The organism is Agrobacterium sp. AGB01, from assembly GCF_014851585.1.
Taxonomy (GTDB): domain Bacteria; phylum Pseudomonadota; class Alphaproteobacteria; order Rhizobiales; family Rhizobiaceae; genus Agrobacterium.
Genome location: NZ_JACVAB010000001.1, coordinates 261,677 through 286,765, shown reverse-complemented (window position 1 = coordinate 286,765; position 25,089 = coordinate 261,677). Strand labels below are relative to the sequence as shown.

Here is a 25,089-nt window from a genome sequence, read left to right as displayed (position 1 = left end):
CGTATCAGGCAGTTACACGTTCAATGGCATCAATAAGTTTGGCAGGATCGAAGGGCTTGACGATCCAGCCGGTCGCTCCGGCCTGCCGCGCACGGTTCTTCTTTTCCGCATCACTTTCGGTTGTCAGCACCAAGATCGGTACTGCACGGAACTTTTCGCTCCGGCGCACACCTTCGATAAAACCGAAGCCATCAAGGCGCGGCATGTTGATGTCGGTTACTATCACATCAGGGTTGCTCTGCTCGAGAACCTCAAGGCCCTCAACGCCGTCTTCAGCCTGCACGGTCTCGAAACCGGCATTGTTGAGCGTTACCAGCAGCATGTTGCGGATCGTGCGGGAATCATCCACCGTCAGCACTTTTTTCTTCATTGCCGTATCTCCTTCGGGAGCAGATGATCTATGTTGACGCCGATCAATTGGAGCGTTTTTGCAAAAGCATCCGATGCTTTCGCGAATGTGATTGCCTTGCCGTCGGTTTCCCATGTCTTGATGCCGGCCATCAGCACCTGAACACATTGAACGCCAACCCGCTCGACTGCCGATGCATCAATGGCAAGCGCAGAGCCGCGCAACTCCATCAATTTACCGCGCAGTACCGACGCTTCGTTGAGGTCCAGCACCGCGCTCAACTGCAATGTTGCCTGCGTGCTTTTTCTGCCTGCCATCAATTCACTCCTTGCCGTCTGAATTGCTGTATCTGTTCTTGGAAATATCTCGGGCTGCTCACGACCGGCTCCGGTTGAGTTTTCGGAGCGGCAACCGGTGCAGCCTGATGGTAATTCTGGTGCGAAATGTGGAATTCGCGAACCGTGCGGCCTAGCTCCAGAATAACCGTGTGAAGGTCATCGGCTTTTGCCGCGACATTGGTAGTGCGTTGCGCACTCGCGCTGGCTTCGGAACCCAAAGCATTGATTTCGCTGGCCGCTGATTTCAGGTGATCGACATTGTCGCCGGTCATGGTCGTCATGTCAGTAATCATGCCGCTGACGTCAGAGACCTGACGGACAACACCTTCGATGGCATTCTGGGTGCGGTTGACCGTTTTCACGCCGGAATCGACTTGCGTTTTCGTCTCGCTCACCAGAGTCTTAATTTCACGCGCCGCATCGGCAGAACGTTGCGCAAGGGCGCGAACTTCCTGCGCGACCACCGCAAAGCCACGGCCACTGTCGCCAGCGCGTGCCGCTTCAATGCCGGCATTAAGCGCAAGCAGGTTGGTCTGGAAGGCAATCTCGTCGATAGTGCCGATGATCTTGCCAATCTGTTCGGCGGACTTTTCAATGTCAGACATGGCATTGATGGCTTCGCCCACCGCCTGGCCACTTTCCTGCGCCGACAGTTTTGCTGAAGATACGGCTTTTTCAGCGGTATCCATCTTTTCAGCGCCATGTCTGAAAGCCGAGAGAATATTTTCAATGATTGAGACGGCATCCTGAAGACGTTCGGTTTGCCGCGATGCATTGCCGGAAAGCGCCTTGCCTTCCTGAATGAAGTCATTGCTCAGCGCATGGGCCTCGTCAGCATTTCTGCTCACCGCTGCAACAGCGTCTTCAATGCGATCAAGCGCAAAGTTAAACAGCTTCACAAGCTCGCCGTAGGCTTCCGGCAGATCGTCATCGGCAACACGTGCCGACAGGTTGCCATCGGCAATTGCCCGCAATGTTCCTTCAAGAATGGTGACGGTGCGGGCCTGCTCTTCGCTGCGCAAGCGTGCCAGTTCTTTCTGGTGGTTGATGCGCTGCTCATTAAAGCGCAGAGAAACCGCAATTTCAGTATCTGTCATGACCAAACGGACAACAGCTTTCACCAAATCTGCAAGTTCATTGACCCGTTTGCGAGAACCCGGAAAAATCGAACGCGGCATGCCCTGCTGGATAAGGCCGACCAGCAGATGCTCCAGCACCACGGCGTGGCTTGCGACGTTCCAGCGCGGGTCGAGACCCATGCGCGTTTCACTGTCGGACAGAACCTTTACACGCTCTGCATAAAGCGCATCAAAACGGGCATCGGTCAGCACACCCCAATGGGCAGTTTGCAGATCGTGCAGCCGGTCAAGCTGGTGTTCACTTTCGAATGACGGAGAACAGTCCGGCAGCGACTGGAAGCGCAGCATCAGATCGCGCAGGCCGCCGCGGGCCAGGGGCTCAAGTGTCATGCGGTTACGGCGCAACAGTTCACACTGCTCTTGGTCGAGCCCAGCAAAGCGCAAACGTCCGCCAAGGCTGCTGCCCTGCGTCTTGCGCGACTGATCTGACGGCAGTTCATGCCCCAAGAGACGACCCCAAATCCTTATACCGGCCCACGTTCCGGTATATTTGCCTGTTTGCAGTCAGTTTTGGCGGCATCCGGCCAAGCGAAACCAAATGGGTTTCCCAAGCCGACACTCAAAACTGCTATAAATTTGAAACGAGAATACCGGATCAGTCCCGGTACGGCAGAGCGGCTTCATGCCTAGGAGGAGTTGGAAAAACTCCCTTTTCGCCGTGAATACAGGTAATCTTTATGGTTAATTCCTTGCTCGAAGGTTAAGAAACAATAACCGCCGCGTCAAACGGTAAAATTTGTTTCGACTTTGACCTATTAGCCTCATAACCACATTCAAAATTGCGATTTTTTCTCAAAAGACAGCGCATTTCTTGTCCCTATGTGCTGGACAAGGCGTCCGCCATTACCCTAAAACAAAATCAACGGGATATTACGAGCGGCGCGGATCGAACGAATAAAGGAGATGTAACCTTGCCATGGATGGGGAAAAGCCAAACAGCCCTGCGCCATCCTTACGGGTTCATCGTTCTTGCAACCACCTGCCTGTTCGTCCTTATCAGTGCTCACGTCGGGCTTAGCCAAGGCTCCCCGATAAAGCCTTACCGTCTTGAGCGGCTGCAGCCGCAAGAACTAGCGCGTAAGGCCTTTACCGATGACGGAACGTCGACCTGCGCAGCACTCAACCGGTTTGATACACCGTGTGATTTGCGAAAAAGCAATTCCGGCATAGAGGGTTTACAAACGGCTTTCATAGACAGCCTTGTCAAAGCCGGTACAAAAACCCCGACGGGTCGCTACGCGCAGGGCATTCCTGAATCACCTTATTCAGTTGTCAGGGTTCCGCGCGGTCCCCCTTCCGGAGCCTCATAACCGTAAGGCATACTTTTCTACTGGTTCGCATTCAGCGAGGTTGCGGTTTGAAGAGAGCCATCGGTTCAGAGACACCATCTGCCCCTGAAACCCGCTTGATGAATGACCGCCGCCTATGAATCCTGAATACCTTCTGCCACTGCTGATTTCCTTGCCCTTCATCGGCAGCATCGTCACCGGGATGATGCTGCGAACGAGTGCGGCAGCAGGTCCAGCATCGGTGGCAGGCGCAGTCGCCCTTTGTGGACTGCTGATCAGCCTGTTCCTGTACCCGACCGTCGCCGGTGGTGCCGTTCTGCGTTACGACGCCGAATGGCTGCCGCAACTTGGCCTGAACTTCACGCTGCGACTTGATGGCTTTGCGTGGATGTTCTGCGTGCTTATCACCGGCATTGGCCTGCTGGTTGTGCTCTATGCACGTTATTATATGTCGACCGAAGATCCGATCCCGCGTTTCTTCGCCTTCCTGCTGCTGTTCATGGGCGCGATGCTCGGTGTCGTCGTTTCAGGCAACGTCATCCTGCTGTCGATCTTCTGGGAACTGACCAGTATCTTCTCCTTCCTGCTAATCGGTTACTGGCACCACAATGCCGCCGCTCGCGATGGTGCGCGTATGGCGCTGACCGTCACGGGCATCGGCGGTTTCTGCCTGCTGGCTGGTCTGCTTGTTCTTGGCCATATTGTCGGAAGTTACGATCTCGACGTTATCCTGAAATCCGCCTCCGTTGTGCAGTCGCATTCGCTTTATGTGCCGGCACTGGTGCTGATCCTGATTGGTGCGCTGACCAAAAGTGCACAGTTCCCGTTCCACTTCTGGCTGCCGAACGCCATGGCTGCGCCGACACCTGTGTCGGCCTACCTGCACTCGGCAACCATGGTGAAGGCCGGCGTGTTTCTACTGGTGCGACTGTGGCCGGTTTTGTCCGGCACACCGGAATGGTTCTGGTTGGTTGGTTTCGCTGGTATCACCACTCTGCTGCTGGGTGCCTATTTCGCGATGTTCCAGCAGGACCTCAAAGGTCTGCTCGCATATTCGACAATCAGCCATCTTGGTCTGATCACAACACTGCTCAGTCTTGGAAGCCCGCTTGCCGCCGTGGCCGCGATCTTCCACATGATGAACCACGCGACCTTCAAGGCGTCGCTGTTCATGGCCGCAGGTATCATCGACCATGAAACCGGCACTCGCGACATGCGCAAGCTGAGCGGCCTTTATACCTATCTACCGGCGACGGCCACTCTGGCTATGGCGGCGAGTGCGGCTATGGCTGGTGTTCCGTTGCTTAACGGCTTTATTTCGAAGGAAATGTTCTTTGCCGAGGCAGTGGAAACCCACGCGGATTCCATTCTCGACAAGGCCCTGCCCTATGTCGCGACAATTGCCGGTGCTTTCAGCGTTACCTATTCTTTGCGCTTCATTCACACGGTGTTCTTCGGACCTGCGCCAAACGGCCTTCCAAACCCGAAGCCACATGAGCCGCCGCGCTGGATGCGTTTCCCGATCGAGTTTCTGGTGTTTGCCTGCCTTGTAGTTGGTATCGTTCCTGGTCTTTCTATCGGCCCTTACCTGCATTCCGCAGTTCTGTCGGTGCTTGGTCCGGAAACCCCTTATTACAGCCTGTCGATCTGGCACGGTTTCAATCTGCCGCTCATTATGAGCTTGATTGCGCTGGCCAGTGGTGTGCTGCTTTACGTGTTGCTGAACGGTTATCTTGCCAAATGTGACGATGGTCCGCCGGTCTTCCGCCACCTGCGCGGCCAGCGTATTTTCGAGCGTATTATCGTTACCGTTTCCTGGAAATGGGCACGCTGGCTGGAAAGCACTCTCGGTACACGCCGCCTTCAACCGCAATTGCGCCTGCTGGTGCTGTTTGCACTGCTGGCCGGTGTCTCGCCGCTGATAATGTCAGATTTCGCACTGACCTTGCCACGCGTCACCACTTTCGATCCGGTATTTGTCATATTGTGGCTGATCGGAATGGTCGCCGCACTTGGTGCTGCATGGCAGGCGAAATATCACCGTCTCGCTGCGCTGATCATGCTCGGTGTGACCGGCCTTGTGACATGTCTTACCTTCGTATGGCTGTCGGCGCCGGATCTGGCGATCACCCAGCTTCTCGTTGAAATCGTCACCACGGTCCTCATCCTGCTTGGCATGCGCTGGCTGCCAAAGCGCGAGGAAAAGGTCGATAACAGCACAGAATTGCCAGCCCAGCTTCGCCGCGCCCGCGACTTTCTGGTGGCCGTTTCGTGCGGAATTGCGATGTCGGTTGTTGCCTACGCCGTGATGACGCTGCCTGTGCCGAATACTATCGCCAACTACTTCCTTGAGCGTGCCTATTCGGAAGGTGGTGGCCGTAACGTCGTCAACGTTATTCTCGTTGACTTCCGCGGCTTTGATACGATGGGTGAAATTGCGGTTCTTGCCATTGTGGCGCTAACCGTGTTTGCGCTGCTGCGTCGTTTCCGTCCAGCCAGCGAAAGTATCGGTAAAACCGAACAGCAGAAGATACAAAACGCCTTCGATGCCGCCCGGCCGGAACGTTCGGCTGGAGATACCGCTCGTGACTACTTGTTGGTTCCGTCGGTTATCATGCAGTGGATGTTCCCGGTAATCATTACCTTCGCTGTCTACCTGTTCATGCGCGGGCATGATCTTCCAGGTGGCGGTTTCTCGGCAGGCATCACCATGGCGATTGCCTTCCTGCTGCAATATCTGGCCGGTGGTACACGCTGGGCAGAAGACCGCATCCGTATTCTGCCACTGCGTTGGATGGGTTTTGGTCTGATCGTTGCTGCCATGACCGGCATGGGATCATGGTATCTCGGATATCCGTTCCTGACATCTTACTCGCAATATCTGGAGCTGCCTTATATCGGCAAGATCCCGCTTGCCACCGCATTGATGTTCGATCTGGGCGTGTTCTCTCTCGTCGTTGGCGCTACGGTGCTGATGCTCATCGCGATTGCCCACCAGTCGCTGCGTAACTACCGCGTCAAATCTGCGGACACGAAAGCGGAGGGCGCGTAAATGGAACTCATTCTCTCAATCGGCATCGGCGTCATCACAGGCTCTGGTATCTGGCTCATCCTGCGCCCGCGTACCTATCAGGTCATTATTGGCCTGTCGCTTTTGTCCTATGCGGTGAACCTGTTCATCTTCGGTGTCGGTGGCATCAAAAGCAATGCGCCGCCGGTGCTGGTGGATGGGGTTGATATCTCAACCCTGACCGATCCCGTACCACAGGCACTGGTTCTGACTGCTATCGTCATCGGTTTTGCAACCACGGCGCTTTTCCTCGTCGTTCTGCTTGCGGCAAGAGGCCTTACCGGCACGGACCACGTTGACGGAAGGGAGCAGTCGAAATGAACTCCTTCCCTTCGCATATCGTCATCGCGCCTATTATGCTGCCGCTTTTAACCGGTGCTCTGCTGCTGTTCTTTGATGAGCGTCAGCGTTTTGCCAAAGCGATGATCAGTCTGGTGTCCTGCTGTGTCTTGCTTTTGATCACCATCACATTGTTTCAGCAGGTCAATTCGACTGTCAACACGGAAGTGGCGGCTGTCGTTTCAACCGGCGTTTACCTGCTCGGTAACTGGCCAGCACCTTTCGGCATTGTGCTGGTGGCTGACAGACTTTCCGCGATGATGTTACTCTTGACATCGCTTCTGGCCATTCCGGCACTGATTTATTCGCTGGCCAAGTGGCACAAGTCAGGTGCACATTTCCACTCACTGTTCCACCTGATGCTGATGGGGATTAATGGTGCATTCCTGACAGGTGACCTGTTTAATCTCTTCGTGTTCTTCGAGGTGATGCTGGCAGCGTCCTATGGCCTGTTGCTGCACGGCTCCGGCCAGCTTCGCGTCAAGGCCGGTCTACATTACATCGCCATCAACCTTGTCAGCGCGCTTTGCTTCCTGATCGGCGTCAGCATGATCTACGGCGTGACCGGCACCCTGAACATGGGCGATCTGGCGCAGCGCATTCCTACCCTACAGCCCGACCAGCGCATGTTGCTTGAAACGGGTGCCGCCGTTCTTGGCGTGGCGTTTCTGGTCAAGGCCGGCATGTGGCCTCTGAACTTCTGGCTGCCCTCAACCTACAGCGCGGCATCGGCACCGGTCGGCGGTATCTTTGCCATCATGAGCAAAGTCGGCATCTACGTGATCGCCCGCCTGTCCTTCCTGCTGTTTGGCTCAACAGCCGGAGAATCAGCAGGTTTCGGTCATGATGCGCTGTTGTATGGCGGTATAGCCACAATCGTGTTTGGCGCCATTGGTGTGCTTGCCTCGCAGGCACTTGGCAGGCTTGCCGGTTTTTCGGTTCTTGTCTCGTCCGGCACGCTGCTGGCAGCCATGGGCACGGGCAATGCGACGGTCGCCGCAGGAGCCTTGTTCTATCTGGTCAGCTCGACGCTGACGATCAGCGCATTCTTCATGCTAATTGAATTGGTGGAACGCGGACAGGATGCAGGCGCGAACGTTCTTGCCGTGACCATGGAAGCCTATGGTGACGCGGAGGATGAAGAGGAAGACGCCGAAATGGGGGTGACGATGCCTGGAACCATGGCGGTTCTCGGCACGTGCTTTGCCGCCTGCGGTATTCTTCTGGCGGGTCTGCCGCCGCTGTCCGGCTTCATCGCCAAGTTCTCGATCCTCTCGGCCATTCTCAACCCTTCGGGGCTTGGTGCGAATGACAGCATCCCGGCACTGTCGTGGTGGATCGTGTTCCTGATCGTGTTTTCCGGTTTTGCAGCCCTCATTTCCATGACCCGTGCAGGCATCAGAACCTTCTGGGCCTCGATTGAAGGCACAGTTCCACGCGTGCTGGTCATCGAAATTGCACCTGTGATGGCATTGCTCGGCCTGACACTGCTGATGACCATTCAGGCTGGTCCTGTTATGCGCTACATGGAAGAAACGGCCCGCATTCTAGACCTGCCGGAATCCTACATTCAGGGTGTTATTTCCGCACCACGGGCGACCAGCCCAGCCGAGGAGGCACGCCCATGATTGCGCGTATCTTTCCTTATCCGCTGCTGACGGTTTCGCTTGTGATCTTCTGGATGGTGCTGAACACGTTTTCGCTTGGCCACCTTATTCTGGGAAGCATCGTTGCCATGATCGCCTCCATGGCGATGGCGGCGTTGCGACCGGTCAAACCGACGTTTCGTCGCTGGTATCTACTGCCCAAGCTCATCCTGATCGTGCTTTTCGATATTGTTCGCTCGAACATATCAGTCGCGCAGATCATCCTGTTCAAGAAGGAAAAAAATCGTCGGTCCGGCTTCTTGAACATTCAGCTTGAGCTGAAACATCCGATAGGACTTGCGACGCTCGCAGTCATTTTGACCAGCACACCGGGTAGTGCCTGGCTGGAATACAACTCCAGTCAGGGAACGTTGCTCTTGCACGTGCTCGACAATGTCGACGAGACGGCATGGACCGCTCTTATCAAAAACCGTTATGAAAAACTGCTGATGGAGATATTCGAATGAGTTCAATCATTCTGTTCTGGTCAATCAGCCTTGCGCAACTGTTTCTGGCCATCGCAATGGGAATATCGGTTTCGCGTATTGCACGCGGGCCCCGCGCACAGGACCGCGTGCTTGGCCTCGACACGTTGTATGTCTGCGCAATGCTACTGCTGCTGACCTTTGCAATTCGCACCGGCAACGTCCTTTATTTCGAAGCTGCACTGGTCATCGCCATCCTTGGTTTTGTGTCGACTGTTGCCCTTTCGAAGTTCCTGATGCGTGGTGAGGTGATCGAATGAGCGAATATGGTGAGTTTCCGCTGTGGGCAGCCATCGCCGTTGCCTTTTTCATCCTGCTGGGCTCCAGCCTTGCGCTGATCGGCACTATCGGCTTTGCCCAACTCAACAGCTTTTATGAGCGCCTGCATGCGCCGACCCTCGGCACAAGCTGGGGAACGGGTGGCATTGTCATGGCGTCAATCATCTATTTTTCGGTGTCTGAAGGACGATTTGCCTTTCACGAGATTTTCATCGGCATCTTCATGACGGTAACGACACCGGTTTCGCTGATGTTGCTTGGCCGTGCAGCGCTTTACCGTGACCGCACCGAGCAGAATACCGAAGTGCGCAACAGTCTGGATGACGAACAACCGTAAAATCCAGACTTCACCAAGATTACCGTTGTTTTGCGTGGCCCTGCAGCCCACATATTGAGCATCTTCCGCACGTTGGCTGCGGGTTGCGGCAATACCTGCAAGGCGCGAGTGATTGAACAGTAAGGCACAAACCACGACACTTCCGGCTGTATTCAGTCGCTGGTTTCAGGACAAGGGCTGGCAACCACGCCCCCATCAGCTTGAACTGATGGCGCGGGCGCGTAATGGCGAGAACATGCTGTTGATCGCGCCAACCGGCGCCGGTAAGACGCTTGGTGGTTTCCTCTCTTCCCTGACTGACCTTGCCGAGCGCCCTAAGTCTCGCAAGCTGCCCCGTGAGGCTTTTCAGGGTGTGCATACTCTCTATATCTCGCCGCTCAAGGCACTGGCTGTCGATATCGAGCGCAACCTGATGAAGCCTGTCTCGGAAATGGGACTGCCGATTACCGTTGAGACCCGTACCGGCGATACGCCACAGGGTAAACGGCAGCGACAAAAATTGAACCCGCCGGATATCCTGCTGACCACGCCCGAACAGGTCGCGCTTCTGTTGGCCAACCGCGAAGCGGAAAGGTTCTTCAAAGACCTGAAATTTGTCGTGCTGGATGAGTTGCATTCACTCGTTACATCCAAGCGCGGGCATCTGTTGTCGCTTGGTCTGGCGCGGCTACGCAAACACGCCCCGGGCATGCGTACAATCGGTCTGTCAGCGACGGTTGCCGAACCGATGGAGCTGCGGCAATGGCTGGCACCCCAGCATTGCGATATCGGTCCTGCCGGTGTCATAACCGTGTCCGGTGGCGCGAAACCGGACATCGCAATATTACATGCGCAGGAGCGCATTCCCTGGTCCGGCCACTCGGCACAATATGCAATGCCGGAACTCTATGAGATCCTGAAACAGCATCAGACAACGCTGATCTTCGTCAACACGCGTTCGCAAGCGGAACGGATTTTCCAGGAACTCTGGAGCATCAATGACGACAATCTACCGATTGCCCTGCATCACGGCTCACTGGATGCCGGACAACGCCGCAGGGTGGAAGCGGCAATGTCAGAAAACCGGTTGCGTGCCGTTGTCGCCACCTCGACATTGGACCTTGGCATTGACTGGGGTGATGTCGATCTGGTCGTCCATGTCGGTGCTCCGAAAGGAGCAAGTCGTCTGGCGCAGCGCATCGGCCGATCCAATCACCGCATGGACGAGCCGAGCAAGGCAATCCTGGTTCCGGCCAATCGTTTCGAGGTGATGGAGTGTCAGGCGGCACTCGACGCCAATTACATTGGTGCGCAGGACACGCCGCCGGTCAGTGCCGGCACGCTGGACGTGCTGGCGCAGCACATTCTGGGCATGGCCTGTGCCACACCTTTTGATGCCGACATGCTGTTTAAGGAAGTGGCCAGTGCCTATCCCTACGCGCCACTGGCACGCGGTACATATGATCGGGTTCTCGACTTTGTCGCGACCGGTGGCTACGCACTACGCACCTACGAGCGATACGCCCGCATTCGCAAGACGAAGGATGGCTTGTGGCGGGTCTCCAATCCGCAGGTCGCGCAGCAATACCGAATGAACCTCGGGACCATCATCGAAGCGGCCGAACTGAATGTGCGGATGGTCAAACGTAATGACCGTGGCACGCTTGGCCGCGGCGGAATGTCACTGGGCAAGGTCGAGGAGTATTTTCTGGAACAGCTCGTTCAGGGCGATACATTCGTGTTCTCCGGCAAGGTGCTACGTTTCGAGGGTATCCGTGAAAATGAATGTCTTGCCTCGCAGGCCTCTTCCATGGACCCGAAAATTCCATCCTATGCCGGGGGAAAATTCCCGCTATCGACCTATCTTGCCGATCAGGTCCGTTCCATGCTGGCAGACCCTGCCCGCTGGTCGCAACTGCCCGATCAGGTGCGCGACTGGCTGGAAATCCAAAAAGAAAGATCGCTCATTCCGGCACGCAATGAGCTGCTTGTTGAAACCTTCGAACATCGCAAACGCTTTTACCTTATCTGTTATCCGTTTGAAGGCAGGCTGGCGCACCAGACGCTTGGCATGTTGCTGACCCGTCGGCTAGAACGTGCCGGTGCCAAGCCACTTGGTTTCGTGGCGACAGATTATTCGCTTGCCATATGGGGCATGGAGGACATGGGCCGGATGCTGGCCAACGATCGTCTCTCCCTCAATGAGCTTCTTGACGAAGATATGCTGGGCGACGATCTAGAAGCGTGGCTCAACGAATCCTTTTTGCTGAAGCGGACTTTTCGCAACTGTGCCGTGATTTCAGGGTTGATCGAAAGGCGGCATCCAGGCAAGGAAAAGACCGGACGACAAGTCACTGTATCAACCGATCTGATCTATGACGTGTTACGAACCCATGAGCCCGACCACATTCTGATGGAGGCAACACGGATTGATGCAGCCTCCGGACTTTTGGATATCGGCAGGCTTGGAGATATGCTGAAGCGAATCAGAAGCCATATAACCCACCGGGCGCTTGAGCGGGTTTCGCCGCTGGCCGTGCCGGTGATGCTGGAAATAGGACGCGAGCACGTGGCTGGCGAAGCCCATGAAACGGTGCTTGAGGAAGCGGCAGAAGACCTTATTCGCGAAGCCATGAAGGAATAACGCAACAGCATGAACCGTATTGCCAGCTACCGCGATGTGACTGCACAGACACCAAGCCAGTGCGCCGAAATTGGTGTGCATGATGTTGCTGTGCTGTGCGATCCGCTAGGCGGATTGTTTATTCCCCAACATGCCATGCTTGTTGTCTCGGACCTGCATCTGGAAAAAGGCGCTGCCTTCGCGCGTCGTGGTCAGCTGCACCCACCTTACGACACACTTGCGACACTGCGACTGTTGCAAATCCTCATCGACCGTTACGCTCCCAAGACGGTGGTCACCCTTGGCGATAATTTCCACGACCGGAAAGGCTCTGCCCTGCTGCCCCCGCTGTTTCGCCAATCCATCAAAGATATGGCGAAAGGTCGTGACTGGCTGTGGGTCAATGGTAACCATGACCCTGATGGCGCGGTTGGATTGCCTGGGAACTCGGTCGATGAACTGCATTGTTCCGGCCTTGTCTTCAGACATGAACCGAAACCAGGCCAAGCCAATGGCGAAATCGCCGGACATCTGCATCCGGCAGCCGTGGTCAGGCGACGTGAAAAGTCGGTACGCCGCGCCTGTTTTGCCACCGATGGCACACGTCTTGTGATGCCGGCCTTTGGTGTGACCACCGGCGGGCTGGACCTCCGGCATGCCGCCATGAAGGGACTATTTAACAGGACGCATCTCGTGGCCCATATGCTCGGCCGCGACAGGATTTATTCCGTACGTTTCGACAACCTGATCGGCTGACCTCCAAATTACTGGCGGTAGACCAGAACCGGAATGTTCGAATTGCTCAACACCTTCGAGGTGACGCTGCCCAGAACCATGGCACGGACGCCCTTGCGACCATGAGAGGCCATGGCAATCAGATCGCAGCCAATCTGGTTTGCAGCCTCGATAATCGCTTCATGCGCCTTGGTGGCGCGGGCAAACAGCGCGTCGCACTCCAGTCCCAGCGTCTTGGCCCTCGCCTGCGTGTCTTTCAATACCTGCTCGGCCTCATCACAAATATGCGTTTCTTCCTGTTCGGTGATGACGGCAATGTTATCCGCATCGGCCGCGACGATGTGGAACGGTTCGGCAACCGTGATGACCGTGACCTTGGCTCCGGCATCCTTTGCCAGCGCAAAACCGCTATCGATAGCGATCTGCGCTAAGGGTGATCCGTCGGTTGGAATGAGAATGTGCTTGAACATGGCATTTCCCCTTTCGCAGCAGAGGACCCATCAGGTTACCGACCTGCCGCAACGCTTGAAAAACAGCGCTACCAGAACGAAACTGTGCCTGTGCGCTGATAAGGACATCATGCACCTGAACGGCAATTTGCAGATTGATCCGTATCAAGCAATCAAGCTGATATTACCGGGAGGATATCAGTCCTTGCGGAACAGGATGCTGGCGCTCCAGCCGGTAATGACGGCGATCAGAACACACAACATGCCATAGGCAAGTGGTGTTTGATGGGCAGCATCGGTAATGGCCTGTTCGATGCCAGTTTTAACGACACGCAGGCGCAGCTCTCGTTGCGCAATGAAGTCACCGCTCTTGAACAGATAGGCACGGGCGGTGTGTACGCCATTCGGTACGTTGGCTGGCAGGCGCAGCGTTGCCCAAAACAGGCCGGTACGCTCCAGACGCACGCCAGTTTCATCATTGCGATAAATACCATCGGATAGTTTGAGGCGACGATAGGCCTGACGGAACTCTCCAATATTGTCAGGCTCGCCCGCGTAGCCTGCCGTTACCAGAGGCAGGTGGTTTACACCAAGACCTATATCGTTGAGCACTTCGGGGCTGGCAATGGAATTGACATCGCGTGTGCTGGCAAGCGCATAGGATTCCGGCAGCGGCTCAAAGCTGATCGAGCTGGTGTTGACCCAGATGCCAAAGACACGTTCTTTCTTGCGCACCGTCGCCAGGTCCAGCGGGCCTGCCAGTGTGACGATGACATCATATTGGCCGATGGCCAGCAGCAATTGGTCGGGATTGTTGAGCGCACCGAACATCGTAAAATCAGCACCACGGAAATCCGAGGTGATGGCGATTTCCGTCGTCGAAGCACCAATCTCGATAGTCTCACGCACCGTCTGTGGTTGGCCGTAAGGTGATGTCGTCAAGGCCGGGATCTGTGGCGGTGTTTGTGCCCATGCGGAACCACCCAGTACCATAGTGGCAAACAGCGCGCGGAAAAGTTTGCGGATCAAAAGCCCACCCCTCCCACGGCAACCGAGAACAGGTCCTCTGGCCTGACGACCAGCGCGATGGCAAGACGTACACCAACAGCCAGAACAAGCAATGCAAGAAGAGCGCGCAGCTGTTCGCCGCGCAGCTTCTGGCCGACGCGTACCCCGTATTGGGCGCCGACTACACCGGCAATCATCAGGATGAAGGCCAGAACGATGTCGACGGAATAGTTGGTCGCAGCCTGCACGATCGTCGTATAGGCGGTCACGAAAATGATCTGGAACAGCGAGGTTCCGACAACGACGTTGGTCGGGATACGCAGCAGGTAGATCATGGCAGGAACCATGATGAAACCGCCGCCGACACCCATTACCGAGGTCAGGACGCCGATAAAGAAACCAAGGCCAATCAGCGGAATGATGCTGAGATAGATCTTGGATTTCTTGAACCGCATTTTAAACGGCAGGCGGTGTACCCAGTTATGATGCCCCGGTCTTTTCAACGTGACCTGCTCGTTGCGGGCAGCGCGGCGAAGCGCCACAATGCTTTCCATCAGCATCAAACCGCCGACGGTGCCGAGAAAAATCACATAAAGCAGCGAAATGATAAGGTCGAGCTGGCCGGCGCGCCGCAGCAGCGAGAACAGCCAGATACCAGCCGTTGCCCCACCAATACCGCCAATAAGCAGGATACTTCCCAGCTTCACGTCCAGCGTACCGCGTCGGAAATGCGATATCGAACCGGAAATTGACGATGCGACAACCTGATTAGCACCGGTCGCAACCGCAACAACGGGGGGAATATTGTAGAAAATCAGCAGTGGAGTGATCAGGAACCCGCCACCTACACCAAACATGCCGGACAGAAATCCAACAGCGGCGCCCATGCCCAGAATGATGAAAATATTCACCGACAGTTCCGCAATCGGCAGATAAACAGTCACGGTCGGACCTCAAGCAGGGTACGGGTCAAGGCTGAAAGGCAAAGCGGTCGTTTGGAGTGTTTGCCTGATCTTAGCATTCCGGCAGTCAAGGAACGCGGCTTGACCGCACATCCTGAACTGTCATGCCTGCCGGGGGCAGGCAAGTCAATTCATCTACCGGAATTGCGTTGATAATTTGGAAACTTTGCTGCCGGGGCGTTCAAGTTTACGCGTTGCGCTCCAGCAGGGCCTTAACAAGGTTATCGGAAATGCGGCCGTCAGGTTCCTGTCCAATGGACTGCTGGAATGCCTTGATGGCGGCAACCGTCTTTTTGCCCATCTGACCGTCGGCAGTTCCCGCATCAAAACCGTTCTTGTTCAGAATGGCCTGAATGTTGCGGATTGCCTTGGTCATGTCGACCGTAGAGGTTTTTACACCTTCCATGCCAGCCCACTCATCCGGCATGTTGACGGCATTGGTGTCTTCGTTGAGTGGTGTCGGCTTCCAGGCGGCAACCTTGGCGCGCGCGCTTTCAAGCTGTGCAGGCTGCATAGCCTTTGCAACTTCATCGCGCTTCTGGGCTGCGTCATTGTCTCCGCCATTTGCTGCGATGGCAAACCACTTGTAGGATTCTTCAATGTTCTGGCTGACGCCGCTGCCACGTGCATAGAGTATGGCAAGGTTGAACTGGCTGTCGTGAACACCAAGTTCAGACGCCTTCTGGAACCAGTTTGCCGCCTGTACGTAATTTGGCTGGCCAATCGCATCAGAGGCCAGAAGCACCGCCAGATTATGCATGGCACCGGCATTGCCCTGCTCTGCAGCCTTGGCGTAATAGGCGCTGGCTTCATTCAGGTCGCGCGAAACGCCGTTTCCTTTTTCCAGCATGTTACCAAGACGGTACTGAGCGGGCGCGAGACCACGGTCTGCAGCAAGTTTGTACCATTTCGCAGCTTCGCCGGCATTTTCAGCAACGCCACGTCCTTCGGTGTAACGTGCGCCAACTTCGAACAATGCAGCTGCATTGCCGGAAGCAGCTGCCTCAGACAGAGAAGTAGGCTGAATTTCAGACGGAATCGCAATCTTGTCAGCAACAACGGCATCGACCGGTGCACGCAATGTTTCCTGCTGCGGCTGGGCTGTCGTTTCAGCTTCAGGCAGCGGTGCACCACCGATGGTTCTTTCATCTATGGTATTCGGCTGCTGATTGGCGGTCATTGCCGCGTCCTGTTCAACGGCCTTGTCGTTTTCCAACAGCAGGTCGGACGGAATGGTCACCGGCTCATGTGCAACTTCCGGAGCAGCAGGAGGTGTGATCGCAGAGTTTTCACCCGGGGTTTGGGTTGGAGCCTGCTCGATAACCTGCGATGCAGGTTCACCTTCGATAGCCGACTTGACCAGCGGCAGAGCCATCATCACCAGCAGGATCGCACCGATACCCATCAGGATGGGGCGGCGGTAACGTGCAAATGCGGAGGCTTTGCCTTCCTGACCTGCGGCATCCTTACTGGCAGCACCAGATGCCTTTTCAGGCATCGTTTCCTGTGCAGCGGCCTGCGCCGCGCGGCGAGCAGCAGCGATGAAGTCTGCCTTGCTAACTTCAGGAGCGGCAGGTTTACCCGTGTCACGCTGTGCATTCTGGCTGGCACGGACACGCTCAAGGATCTTCTTGACGTCCGGTACGCCAGAGCCAGGCTCAAGCAGCTCGTTTTCCTGACCGGCAGGCAGAACGTCGATCGGATCCAGCGATGGGGCAGGATTGATCTGGGTGCGCTGCTGTGGCTCGGCCGCTGTTGTGCGCGATGCCTCGGACTTGAAACGGCTTGTCAGGCTCGCGAGCAGGCCACGCTTTTCCTTGACCGGAGCGGCTGGCTGATCAGCGATAGCCACATCGGCAGGCGGACGTGCTTCCGGAATGATCAGGGCTTCTGCCGCGGTTTCCAGTTGCTGGGCCGCCTCTTCCGACAGCTGACGCTCAATGGCTGCGCTGTTGAACAGCGGCTTTGCAGGTGCAGCCTCTTCTTCACCGGCATAAGCAAAAAGGCTGCCGGATGCCATTTCGGCAGCGGGTTCGCGCGCCGGGCGGTTTTCTACCGGTTCCTGCTGCCAGGATTGCTGCGCTGCTGCGAAATTTGTTTCCGAGAAGGAGCGGTTGTCGAAGCTGTCGAGACGACCGGCAATCTGCACGAGGGTTTCATGCAGCGCTTCGAATGTGCGATGGGTACGCTCTTCTGACGAGCGGCTGAGGTTTTCCAGATTGCGCAAATCGCTGGCTAGGTCGTTCAGCATCGTCATGTCGGTCTGCTGGACATTTCCCGACAAACCCTTGCGGGAATAGGCATCCACCACGGCTTCTGCCGCCTGACGTGCCGCCTCGATGATATACTCATCGTTGGAAGCCATATAATCTTCGATTGCAGCCATGCGGGCATCAAGTTCCGCAGGCATTACAAACGGCTCAGGCTGCACCGGCTGGCTGATCAGCGAGGACAGGTTTGCAATCTGGTCTTCCAGATTTTGCAATGCGTTGTAATCGGTCGGTGATGACGACGAGGTTTCGTCAAGACGCGCGGCGATATCGACCAGCCGCTCTTCCAACCGCAGGAAAGCACCATCATCAAAGGCGGCAACCGGCTGTTGCTGCTGTTGTGCCTGACGGTAGTCGAGATCCTCGATACGGCGTGCCAGATCATCGAGACGCGAGGCCAGGGCATCATTGAACGTGCCATGATCCAGCGCTTCGATCTTACGCGAAATGTCGGTAAGGAAACCTGTCAGCTCCGGCTGCGCAACCGGTTTTTGAGCACGCTCCATCATCAGCGAAAGCTGATCGAGCCGCTCATCCAGATGGACGGCATTGCGCTCGGTTGCCAGTTCTTCGATCCGGCGGGTCAGTGCTTCCATGCGACCGGCAAGTTCGTCTGCCGGATTGCTGCGAGCAGAGGCGTTGCTCAACTCATCAATCTGCGCAGCCAATCCGTTGAGGCGACCTTCAAGCCGCTGGAACAGCGATGTGTCCAGGGCCGGTGCGGCATTGCGCGAGCTAGTTGCGGCAATCGCACGGCTGATTTCATCAAGGCGCTGGTCAAGATTGGAGAATTGCTCCGTAATTGCGCCACCGGAAGGCTGCATATGCTTGCCAAGCTGTTCCACAGCTTCGGCAATGGTGATCAGCTTTTCTTCCAGAATGCGAACCGCTGGGCTGTCGCTCATCGCACCAAGGTGGCCCTTGATGTCATCCAGTCGGTAGGCCAGCGAAACAATCTCTTCTTGCAGTGCAGATGTGTCGAACTTGCTGAGGTTCTCCTCAACGTTCTCCCAGTGATCTTCAATACGGCTGACGGTGTCCTGCCGCGCAAGCTGATCCATCAGGGCGCGCAGATCATCGAACTCCTCGCGCAAGCCATAAGCATTCGGCGAAGCACTGCCACCGAGTTGATCGATGCTGGCAGCCAAACGGTCGATGTCGGAGCGGATATCACCGACAAACTGATTGTCTTCAGCGATTGATTTGATGCTGCGGATTTCCGAGCGCAGGCCCTGCACTTCGCGCGCAATGCCTTCGGAAAGATCCTGCTTCAGTTCCTGGCGCAGGCTGACAAGCGCCTGCGCGATATCACGCATGGCGGTATCGTTGGGCTGGGAAACGACTGGCGGCTGAGGCTGCCGTGGCTCGTAAGACTGATAGGCGCGCTGAGGAGCGTCTGCGGGCGGTGTAGCAGTCGAGCGCGCCAAAGGTGGGCGCGGCGCGGGCACAAACGGGGCGCGCTCCGGCTGGCGGGGCGCTGGGCGTTCTTGCCGCTCGAGACGTTCCTGGCGATCTTCCTGCCGTGGCGGTCTCGTCGCTGCATTCAGGGCACGCTGGCGCTGGCGAATTTCGTTGATTGGATCAAAACGCTCCGGCCGAGCAGCAAGCGGCGGCTGAACGTGGCGTTCTACCGGCTCTGGCCGACGCTGAGGCTGTGGTTCCTGAGGAGGCTGACCCATGAGGCCCTCAATGCGAGCTTCCAGCCCCTCAATGGTCCGGCTCAAGGCATCAAGGGACGATCTGCCATCGCTATACCGATTTGGTCTCGATCCGTTCATGTTCCTGCTCACTTCGCGATGGTTGGCATTGGTCCGCCATAGCGTCGATCTGCATTGCCATCGAGAATGGGCCACCCCAACCCCGACTCGTTGCGATGCACGTTTGAGGTAAACGAGCAGACAACGCGAACAGACACCACGTTTCGAACAATTTACGAAACGTGGTAAAGAAGTGGTTAACCGACGTCGGTATTTTTTAACTTTTCCTTTAATTCCCTTAAAAATTTATGGATTCTCGCTTTTCCGACGCCAATAACCGCTCCTTGCTCCCGATAAATTTACCCACCTGAGCATTTTGACGTTTACGCAAACGTCAAAATTTGTAACTATGCTGGCATACGTGCTTGAACGATGCGGAGGAACATCGGTAATGCCTGTTTACAAGGCCCCTGTTAAAGATACGCTTTTCATTCTCAATGATGTGCTCGGTTTGGAGCGCTACAATAATCTTCCCGGTTTTGAAGACGCCACTCCCGATATGATCGAGGCGATTGCCGGTGAGGCCGCGAAACTGGCGGAAGAACAGCTTTTCCCGCTTAACTTGCCCGGCGACAGCCAAGGCTGCAAACGCGCAGACGATGGATCCGTTTCCGTACCGGACGGTTTCAAACAGGCTTACGATGCCTATTGCGCCGGCGGGTGGATCGGTCTTGCCGTTCCTCAGGAATTTGGTGGGCAAGGTCTTCCTTACACGATGCATGCCGCCATCGGCGAATATATGTCATCTGCCAACCTGTCGCTGATGATGTATCCCGGCCTGACGCAGGGCGCGATTGCTGCAATCCTCGTTCACGGTACCGACGAACAGAAACAGACCTACCTGCCAAAGATGGTTGAAGGCACGTGGTCCGGCACCATGAACTTGACCGAACCCCATTGCGGCACTGACCTCGGTCTGCTGCGCACCAAGGCGGTTCCGCAGGGCGATGGCACTTACAAGATTTCCGGCCAGAAGATTTTCATCTCGGCTGGTGAACACTCCATGACCGACAACATCGTGCATCTGGTGATCGCCCGTATCGAAGGCGCGCCTGAAGGCACCAAGGGTATTTCCCTGTTCATCGTGCCGAAATTCCTGGTGAATGACGACGGAACACAGGGTGCCCGCAACGGTGTGGTCTGCGGAGCCATCGAGCACAAGATGGGCATTCATGGCAACTCGACCTGCGTTATGAACTATGACGATGCGACCGGTTATCTGCTTGGCGCAGAGAACAAGGGCCTCTCAGCCATGTTCGTGATGATGAACGAAGCCCGCCTCGGCGTTGGCCTGCAGGGTCTTTCGGTTGGCGAAATCGCCTATCAGAACGCCGTCGAATATGCCCGCGAACGTATTCAGGGTCGTTCATTGTCTGGCGCCAAAGCACCGGAGAAAAAAGCTGATCCGATTATCGTGCATCCCGATGTGCGCCGCACGCTGATGACGATCAAGGCCTATAACGAGGCTGGTCGCGCATTTCTTTTGTGGACGGCACTGCAGTCGGATATCGCCCATCGCTCTACGGACGAAAAGGAGCGCCAGGCGGCGGATGACCTGCTTGGACTGGTAACGCCAATCCTCAAGGGTGTGCTGACCGACAAGGGCTTTGACCATGCGGTTATGGCACAGCAGGTGTTTGGCGGCCACGGCTACATCGAAGAACACGGCATGAGCCAGTATGTGCGTGATGCGCGGATCACCATGATCTATGAAGGCGCCAATGGCATTCAGGCGCTGGATCTGGTCGGCCGCAAGCTTGGCCTGAATGGCGGACGTGCTGTCATGGCGCTTTTTAAGGAAATCGGCGATTTCTGCGAGGACAACCGCGCGGATGAGGCACTGGTTACCTACACCAAGGGTCTGAAAAAGGGCTTGAACGATTTGCAGGCGGCAACCATGTGGTTCATGCAGAACGCAATGGCAAAACCTGACAATGCCGGTGCCGGTTCGACCGACTACATGCACCTCTTCGGCCTTGTTGTCCTGGGTTATATGCATGCCCGCATGGCCAAGGCAGCGCAGAGCGCTTTGTCATCCGGCAGTGCATCGGACGTGGATTATCTCAAGACCAAACTCGTCACGGCAAAGTTCTTCATGGAGCGTATTATGCCGGAAACCGTTCTGCGCAAGACCCGCATCGAGACGGGTGCCGACACGATGATGGAACTGGCTGCCGAGGCGTTCTGAGGGGCATACGCCCCTCTTTTGCCCCGCCAAGATTTCGAAGACGCTCCATGCGTCACAGGGAGATAGAGAATGACCGAGGTATATATTTACGATCATGTCCGCACTCCGCGCGGACGCGGCAAGAAGGACGGCAGTTTGCATGAAGTGCCATCCGTTCGTCTTGCTGCCAAGACATTAGAAGCAATCCGCGATCGTAACGGACTTGATACGTCAACCGTTGACGACATCATCATGGGTTGCGTGGATCCTGTCATGGATGCCGGTGCGGTGATCCCGAAGGCTGCCGCTTTCGAGGCGGGTTATTCGACAAAGGCACCGGGCATGCAGATCTCGCGCTTTTGCGCCTCGGGTCTGGACGCCGTCAATTTTGCCGCCGGCAAGGTTGCCGCTGGCTCTGACGATATCGTCATTGCAGGCGGCGTAGAAAGCATGTCGCGCGTTGGCATGGGCATGTCCGGCGGAGCCTGGTACATGGATCCATCAGTCAACTTCCCTGCATTCTTCATGCCGCAGGGTGTTTCAGCTGACCTGATTGCCACGAAATACGGCTTTTCCCGCGATGACGTGGATGCTTATGCCGTGGAAAGCCAGAAGCGTGCTGCCCATGCCTGGGAGAACGGCTACTTCAAGAATTCGGTTGTCCCGGTCAAAGACCAGAATGGCATCACCATTCTCGACCGTGACGAACATATGCGTCCGGGTACCGACATGCAGGCACTTGCCTCGCTCAACGCATCGTTCCAGATGCCGGGCGAAATGGGTGGGTTTGAAGCTGTTGGCATCATGGCGCATCCGGAAGTCGAGCGTATCAACTACGTTCACCACGCAGGTAACTCCTCTGGTATCGTTGACGGCGCGGCCGCTATTCTGGTCGGCTCAAAAGCCGGTGGGCAATCCATGAGCCTCAAACCACGTGCCCGCATCAAGGCCTTTGCTAACATTGGCTCTGATCCGGCGCTGATGTTGACCGGCCCGGTGGATGTCACCGAAAAACTTCTCAAGAAAACCGGTATGTCGCTGTCCGACATTGACCTGTTTGAATTGAACGAAGCTTTTGCAGCCGTGGTGCTGCGTTATTGTCAGGCCTTCGACATCAGCCGCGACAAGATGAACGTCAATGGTGGTGCGATTGCCATGGGCCATCCACTTGGCGCCACCGGTGCAATGATCCTCGGGACGGTCCTGGACGAACTGGAACGCCGTGATCTCAACACAGCACTGGTCACGCTCTGCATCGGTGCCGGCATGGGTACGGCAACGGTCATCGAGCGCGTTTGATTTCGGGAGGAAACCGATGAGCTATACAAATTTTACCGTCGAAACTGACGCTGACGGCATTGCCCTCGTAACATGGGACATGCCTGAAAAATCCATGAATGTCTTTACCGCAGAGGTACTGCAGGAACTCGACGCCATCGTCGATGCAACCGTGGCCGATGCTGCCGTCAAGGGCGTGGTATTCACGTCGGGCAAAAGCACCTTTTCCGGCGGCGCCGACCTTTCAATGATCAAATCGATGTTCTCGTTTTACCATGAGGAAAAACAGAAGAACCCGGATGAGGCCGCACAGAAGCTGTTCGATCTCGTCGGCAAGATGAACTGGCTGTACCGCAAGGTGGAAACCAACGGCAAACCATGGGTATCGGCCATCAACGGCACGTGCATGGGTGGCGCGCTGGAGCTTTCGCTTGCCTGCCATGGCCGGGTTGCCTCCAACGCCAAAAGTGTCAAGCTGGCACTGCCTGAGGTCAAGGTTGGCATTTTCCCCGGTGCTGGCGGTACACAGCGCGTTCCACGCCTGACCGATGCACAATCGGCATTGCAGATGATGACAACAGGGCAGTCGTTGACCGCCCAGCGCGCCAAGGCGATGAACCTCGTTCATCAGGTCGTCGAGCCGGATCAACTGATTTCTGCCGCCAAACAAATGATCAAGGATGGTCTGAAACCGGTCGCCCCTTGGGACGAAAAGGGCTTCAAGGCGCCCGGCGGCGGCATCTGGACACCGGCAGCAGCCCAGCTGTGGCCTGCGGCACCGGCTATTCTGCGCCGTGAAAGTGCTGGCAACTACCCTGCAGCCCTTGCCATTCTCAAATGCGTTTACGAAGGCCTGCAATTGCCGTTTGATACCGCATTGAAGGTTGAGCAGCGTTATTTCACCGAAATCCTTCGCTCGAAGGAAGCCTTCGCGATGATCCGCTCGCTGTTCATCTCGATGCAGGAACTGGGCAAAGGCGCACGCCGCCCGGCTGGCCAGCCGAAGAGTGTTCTGAAACATGTTGGCGTAGTTGGCGCCGGTTTCATGGGCGCATCCATTGCTTATGTCACCGCCGTTGCCGGCCTCGATGTCACCCTGATCGACCGGGACGATGAAGCCGCTTCCAAGGGCAAAGCGACCTGCGAAGGTCTTGTCAAGGACAGCGTCGGCAAGGGCCGCATGACGCAGGATGAAGGCGCTGCCATTCTCGCCCGCATTACGCCAAGCGCCGATTACACAACGCTCAAAACCGCAAACCTTGTTATCGAAGCGGTATTCGAAGATCGCGATGTCAAGAAAGCGGTCATCGAGCAGGTGGAAGCCGTGCTGCCGGAAGGCGCAATCTTTGCCTCCAATACCTCAACTCTGCCAATCAGCGGACTGGCGAAGCACTCCGAACGTCCAACCGATTTTATCGGCATTCACTTCTTCTCACCGGTTGAGAAGATGATGTTGACCGAAGTCATTCTGGGCAAGGAAACCGGTGACAAGGCTCTGGCTGTGGCACTGGATTACGTGGCGAAAATTAAGAAGACTCCGATCGTCGTCAACGACACGCGTGGTTTCTTCGTCAATCGTTGCGTATTGCGTTACATGGCCGAAAGCTATGAGATGCTGATCGAGGGTGTTCCAGCGGCGATGATCGAAAATGCTGCGAAATTTGCAGGCATGCCGGTTGGCCCATTGGCGTTGAACGACGAAGTTGCCATTGATCTTTCCTACAAGATTCTCAAGGCAACGGTTGCCGATCTCGGGGACAAAGCTGTCGATCCACGCCAGATGGCACTGGTGAAAAAGCTGGTGGAAGATGAAGAGCGTTTTGGCCGCAAGAACGCCAAGGGCTTTTATGACTACCCACCGAAGCCTGCAAAGAAGTCTCTGTGGCCGGGCCTTAAAAACCTCTACCCGCAAAAGAAGCCAGACGATGTGGACATGGACGTTCTAAAGTCTCGCTTCCTGGTGACCATTGCACTGGAAGCTGCACGAACGGTGGAAGAAGGCATTGTGACTGATCCACGCGAGGCTGATGTCGGCTCCATTCTCGGGTTTGGTTTTGCGCCGTATACGGGTGGCGCGCTTTCCTACATTGACGGCATGGGTGTGAAGACCTTCGTGGAACTGGCTGACAAGCTTAGCCAGACCTACGGCCCACGCTTCAAACCAACACCTTTGTTGCTAGACATGGCCGCCAAGGGAGAAACCTTTTATGGCCGGTTTGACCCTTACGCATCACAAAAAGCTGCCGCGTAATTGAAAGGCGCCGTGCAGACAATGCACGGCGCCTTCCTCTTGGTATAAAGATAAAATTTACCTTAAATTTTACTTATTTGAACTTTTGCTTTTGCAGCACGTTAGCGCCCCAGACAGAAAGGGCGGCAACCATGATCTGCAACATTGCAAAACTTGAAAAAGAACGCGAAGACCTGATCGAGGTGATAACCGGGCTGGAACGCTGGAGGCGCTTTTCCATCGATGACAGGAATGCCATCGCTCTCCACATAACGTCGCATATGATGCGCCTGAGCGCGCTTGATGACGAAATCAATGAGGCAAAGACACAATCAGGCCGTTATGCGCTTAAGGCCTGAT

20 protein-coding genes are annotated in these 25,089 nt (G+C 56.0%); 13 read left to right on the top strand and 7 right to left on the bottom strand.

Features of this window, described 5'->3' with window-relative positions:
• Positions 1-4: 4 nt before the first annotated feature.
• Genes cheY1 through IB237_RS01340 form a run of 3 tightly spaced genes read right to left on the bottom strand, consistent with a single transcriptional unit; the run spans position 5 to position 2,273 of the window.
• Positions 5-370, bottom strand: a complete 366-nt coding sequence (gene cheY1 / locus IB237_RS01350; protein WP_192486819.1) for a chemotaxis response regulator CheY1 — start codon at positions 368-370, stop codon at positions 5-7.
• A complete protein-coding gene (locus IB237_RS01345) occupies positions 367-666 on the bottom strand; it encodes an STAS domain-containing protein (RefSeq protein ID WP_192486818.1) in 300 nt (99 codons plus the stop codon). Before IB237_RS01345 ends, cheY1 begins: the two co-directional genes overlap by 4 nt.
• Positions 666-2,273 carry a methyl-accepting chemotaxis protein gene (locus IB237_RS01340; RefSeq protein WP_246787604.1) on the bottom strand — a complete coding sequence of 536 codons (1,608 nt, stop codon included), beginning with the start codon at positions 2,271-2,273 and terminating at the stop codon, positions 666-668. The genes IB237_RS01345 and IB237_RS01340 overlap by 1 nt, the downstream gene beginning before the upstream one ends.
• 332 nt (positions 2,274-2,605) lie before the next feature.
• Here IB237_RS01340 and IB237_RS01335 point away from each other — a divergent pair, with 332 nt between their 5' ends.
• From IB237_RS01335 to pdeM, 9 genes are all read left to right on the top strand, one after another.
• Positions 2,606-3,136: a hypothetical protein gene (locus tag IB237_RS01335; RefSeq protein ID WP_192486817.1), complete on the top strand. Its 531-nt coding sequence runs from the start codon at positions 2,606-2,608 to the stop codon at positions 3,134-3,136.
• 115 nt (positions 3,137-3,251) lie between these two features.
• Entirely contained in the window at positions 3,252-6,167 is a 2,916-nt protein-coding gene (locus IB237_RS01330) for a monovalent cation/H+ antiporter subunit A (protein ID WP_192486816.1), read from the top strand.
• Complete coding sequence (locus tag IB237_RS01325) at positions 6,168-6,506, top strand: Na+/H+ antiporter subunit C (RefSeq protein WP_192486815.1); 339 nt, start codon at positions 6,168-6,170, stop codon at positions 6,504-6,506.
• On the top strand, positions 6,503-8,152 hold the full coding sequence (locus IB237_RS01320) for a monovalent cation/H+ antiporter subunit D (RefSeq protein WP_192486814.1): 1,650 nt from the start codon (positions 6,503-6,505) through the stop codon (positions 8,150-8,152). The genes IB237_RS01325 and IB237_RS01320 overlap by 4 nt, the downstream gene beginning before the upstream one ends.
• On the top strand, positions 8,149-8,637 hold the full coding sequence (locus IB237_RS01315) for a Na+/H+ antiporter subunit E (protein WP_192486813.1): 489 nt from the start codon (positions 8,149-8,151) through the stop codon (positions 8,635-8,637). The genes IB237_RS01320 and IB237_RS01315 overlap by 4 nt, the downstream gene beginning before the upstream one ends.
• Positions 8,634-8,915, top strand: coding sequence for a K+/H+ antiporter subunit F (locus tag IB237_RS01310; protein WP_192486812.1), 282 nt, complete (start codon positions 8,634-8,636; stop codon positions 8,913-8,915). Before IB237_RS01315 ends, IB237_RS01310 begins: the two co-directional genes overlap by 4 nt.
• Positions 8,912-9,271: a monovalent cation/H(+) antiporter subunit G gene (gene mnhG, locus IB237_RS01305; RefSeq protein ID WP_192486811.1), complete on the top strand. Its 360-nt coding sequence runs from the start codon at positions 8,912-8,914 to the stop codon at positions 9,269-9,271. Before IB237_RS01310 ends, mnhG begins: the two co-directional genes overlap by 4 nt.
• Before the next feature lie 112 nt (positions 9,272-9,383).
• Entirely contained in the window at positions 9,384-11,894 is a 2,511-nt protein-coding gene (locus IB237_RS01300; RefSeq protein ID WP_192486810.1) for a ligase-associated DNA damage response DEXH box helicase, read from the top strand.
• 9 nt (positions 11,895-11,903) lie between these two features.
• Positions 11,904-12,629 (top strand): ligase-associated DNA damage response endonuclease PdeM, encoded by a 726-nt coding sequence (pdeM, locus tag IB237_RS01295; protein ID WP_192486809.1) that lies wholly within the window; start codon positions 11,904-11,906, stop codon positions 12,627-12,629.
• 8 nt (positions 12,630-12,637) lie between these two features.
• On the opposite strand, the gene IB237_RS01290 is transcribed toward pdeM, so the two are convergent.
• From IB237_RS01290 to IB237_RS01275, 4 genes are all read right to left on the bottom strand, one after another.
• Positions 12,638-13,078 carry a universal stress protein gene (locus IB237_RS01290; protein WP_192486808.1) on the bottom strand — a complete coding sequence of 147 codons (441 nt, stop codon included), beginning with the start codon at positions 13,076-13,078 and terminating at the stop codon, positions 12,638-12,640.
• Between the two features lie 177 nt (positions 13,079-13,255).
• Positions 13,256-14,050 (bottom strand): TIGR02186 family protein, encoded by a 795-nt coding sequence (locus tag IB237_RS01285; RefSeq protein ID WP_192487815.1) that lies wholly within the window; start codon positions 14,048-14,050, stop codon positions 13,256-13,258.
• Positions 14,051-14,082: 32 nt separating this feature from the next.
• Positions 14,083-15,009 carry a sulfite exporter TauE/SafE family protein gene (locus tag IB237_RS01280; RefSeq protein WP_192486807.1) on the bottom strand — a complete coding sequence of 309 codons (927 nt, stop codon included), beginning with the start codon at positions 15,007-15,009 and terminating at the stop codon, positions 14,083-14,085.
• A 205-nt stretch (positions 15,010-15,214) separates the two neighbouring features.
• Positions 15,215-19,075 carry an SEL1-like repeat protein gene (locus tag IB237_RS01275; RefSeq protein WP_192486806.1) on the bottom strand — a complete coding sequence of 1,287 codons (3,861 nt, stop codon included), beginning with the start codon at positions 19,073-19,075 and terminating at the stop codon, positions 15,215-15,217.
• Between the two features lie 370 nt (positions 19,076-19,445).
• Here IB237_RS01275 and IB237_RS01270 point away from each other — a divergent pair, with 370 nt between their 5' ends.
• The 4 genes from IB237_RS01270 (at position 19,446) to IB237_RS01255 (ending at position 25,088) form a co-directional block, all read left to right on the top strand.
• The gene (locus IB237_RS01270; protein ID WP_192486805.1) at positions 19,446-21,242 is read left to right on the top strand and encodes an acyl-CoA dehydrogenase C-terminal domain-containing protein; all 1,797 of its coding nucleotides are present in this window, start codon (positions 19,446-19,448) and stop codon (positions 21,240-21,242) included.
• Between the two features lie 69 nt (positions 21,243-21,311).
• A complete protein-coding gene (locus IB237_RS01265; protein ID WP_192486804.1) occupies positions 21,312-22,520 on the top strand; it encodes an acetyl-CoA C-acetyltransferase in 1,209 nt (402 codons plus the stop codon).
• A 16-nt stretch (positions 22,521-22,536) separates the two neighbouring features.
• Positions 22,537-24,750, top strand: coding sequence for an FAD-dependent oxidoreductase (locus IB237_RS01260; protein ID WP_192486803.1), 2,214 nt, complete (start codon positions 22,537-22,539; stop codon positions 24,748-24,750).
• Between the two features lie 131 nt (positions 24,751-24,881).
• Positions 24,882-25,088: a hypothetical protein gene (locus IB237_RS01255; protein WP_192486802.1), complete on the top strand. Its 207-nt coding sequence runs from the start codon at positions 24,882-24,884 to the stop codon at positions 25,086-25,088.
• Position 25,089 lies beyond the last annotated feature (1 nt).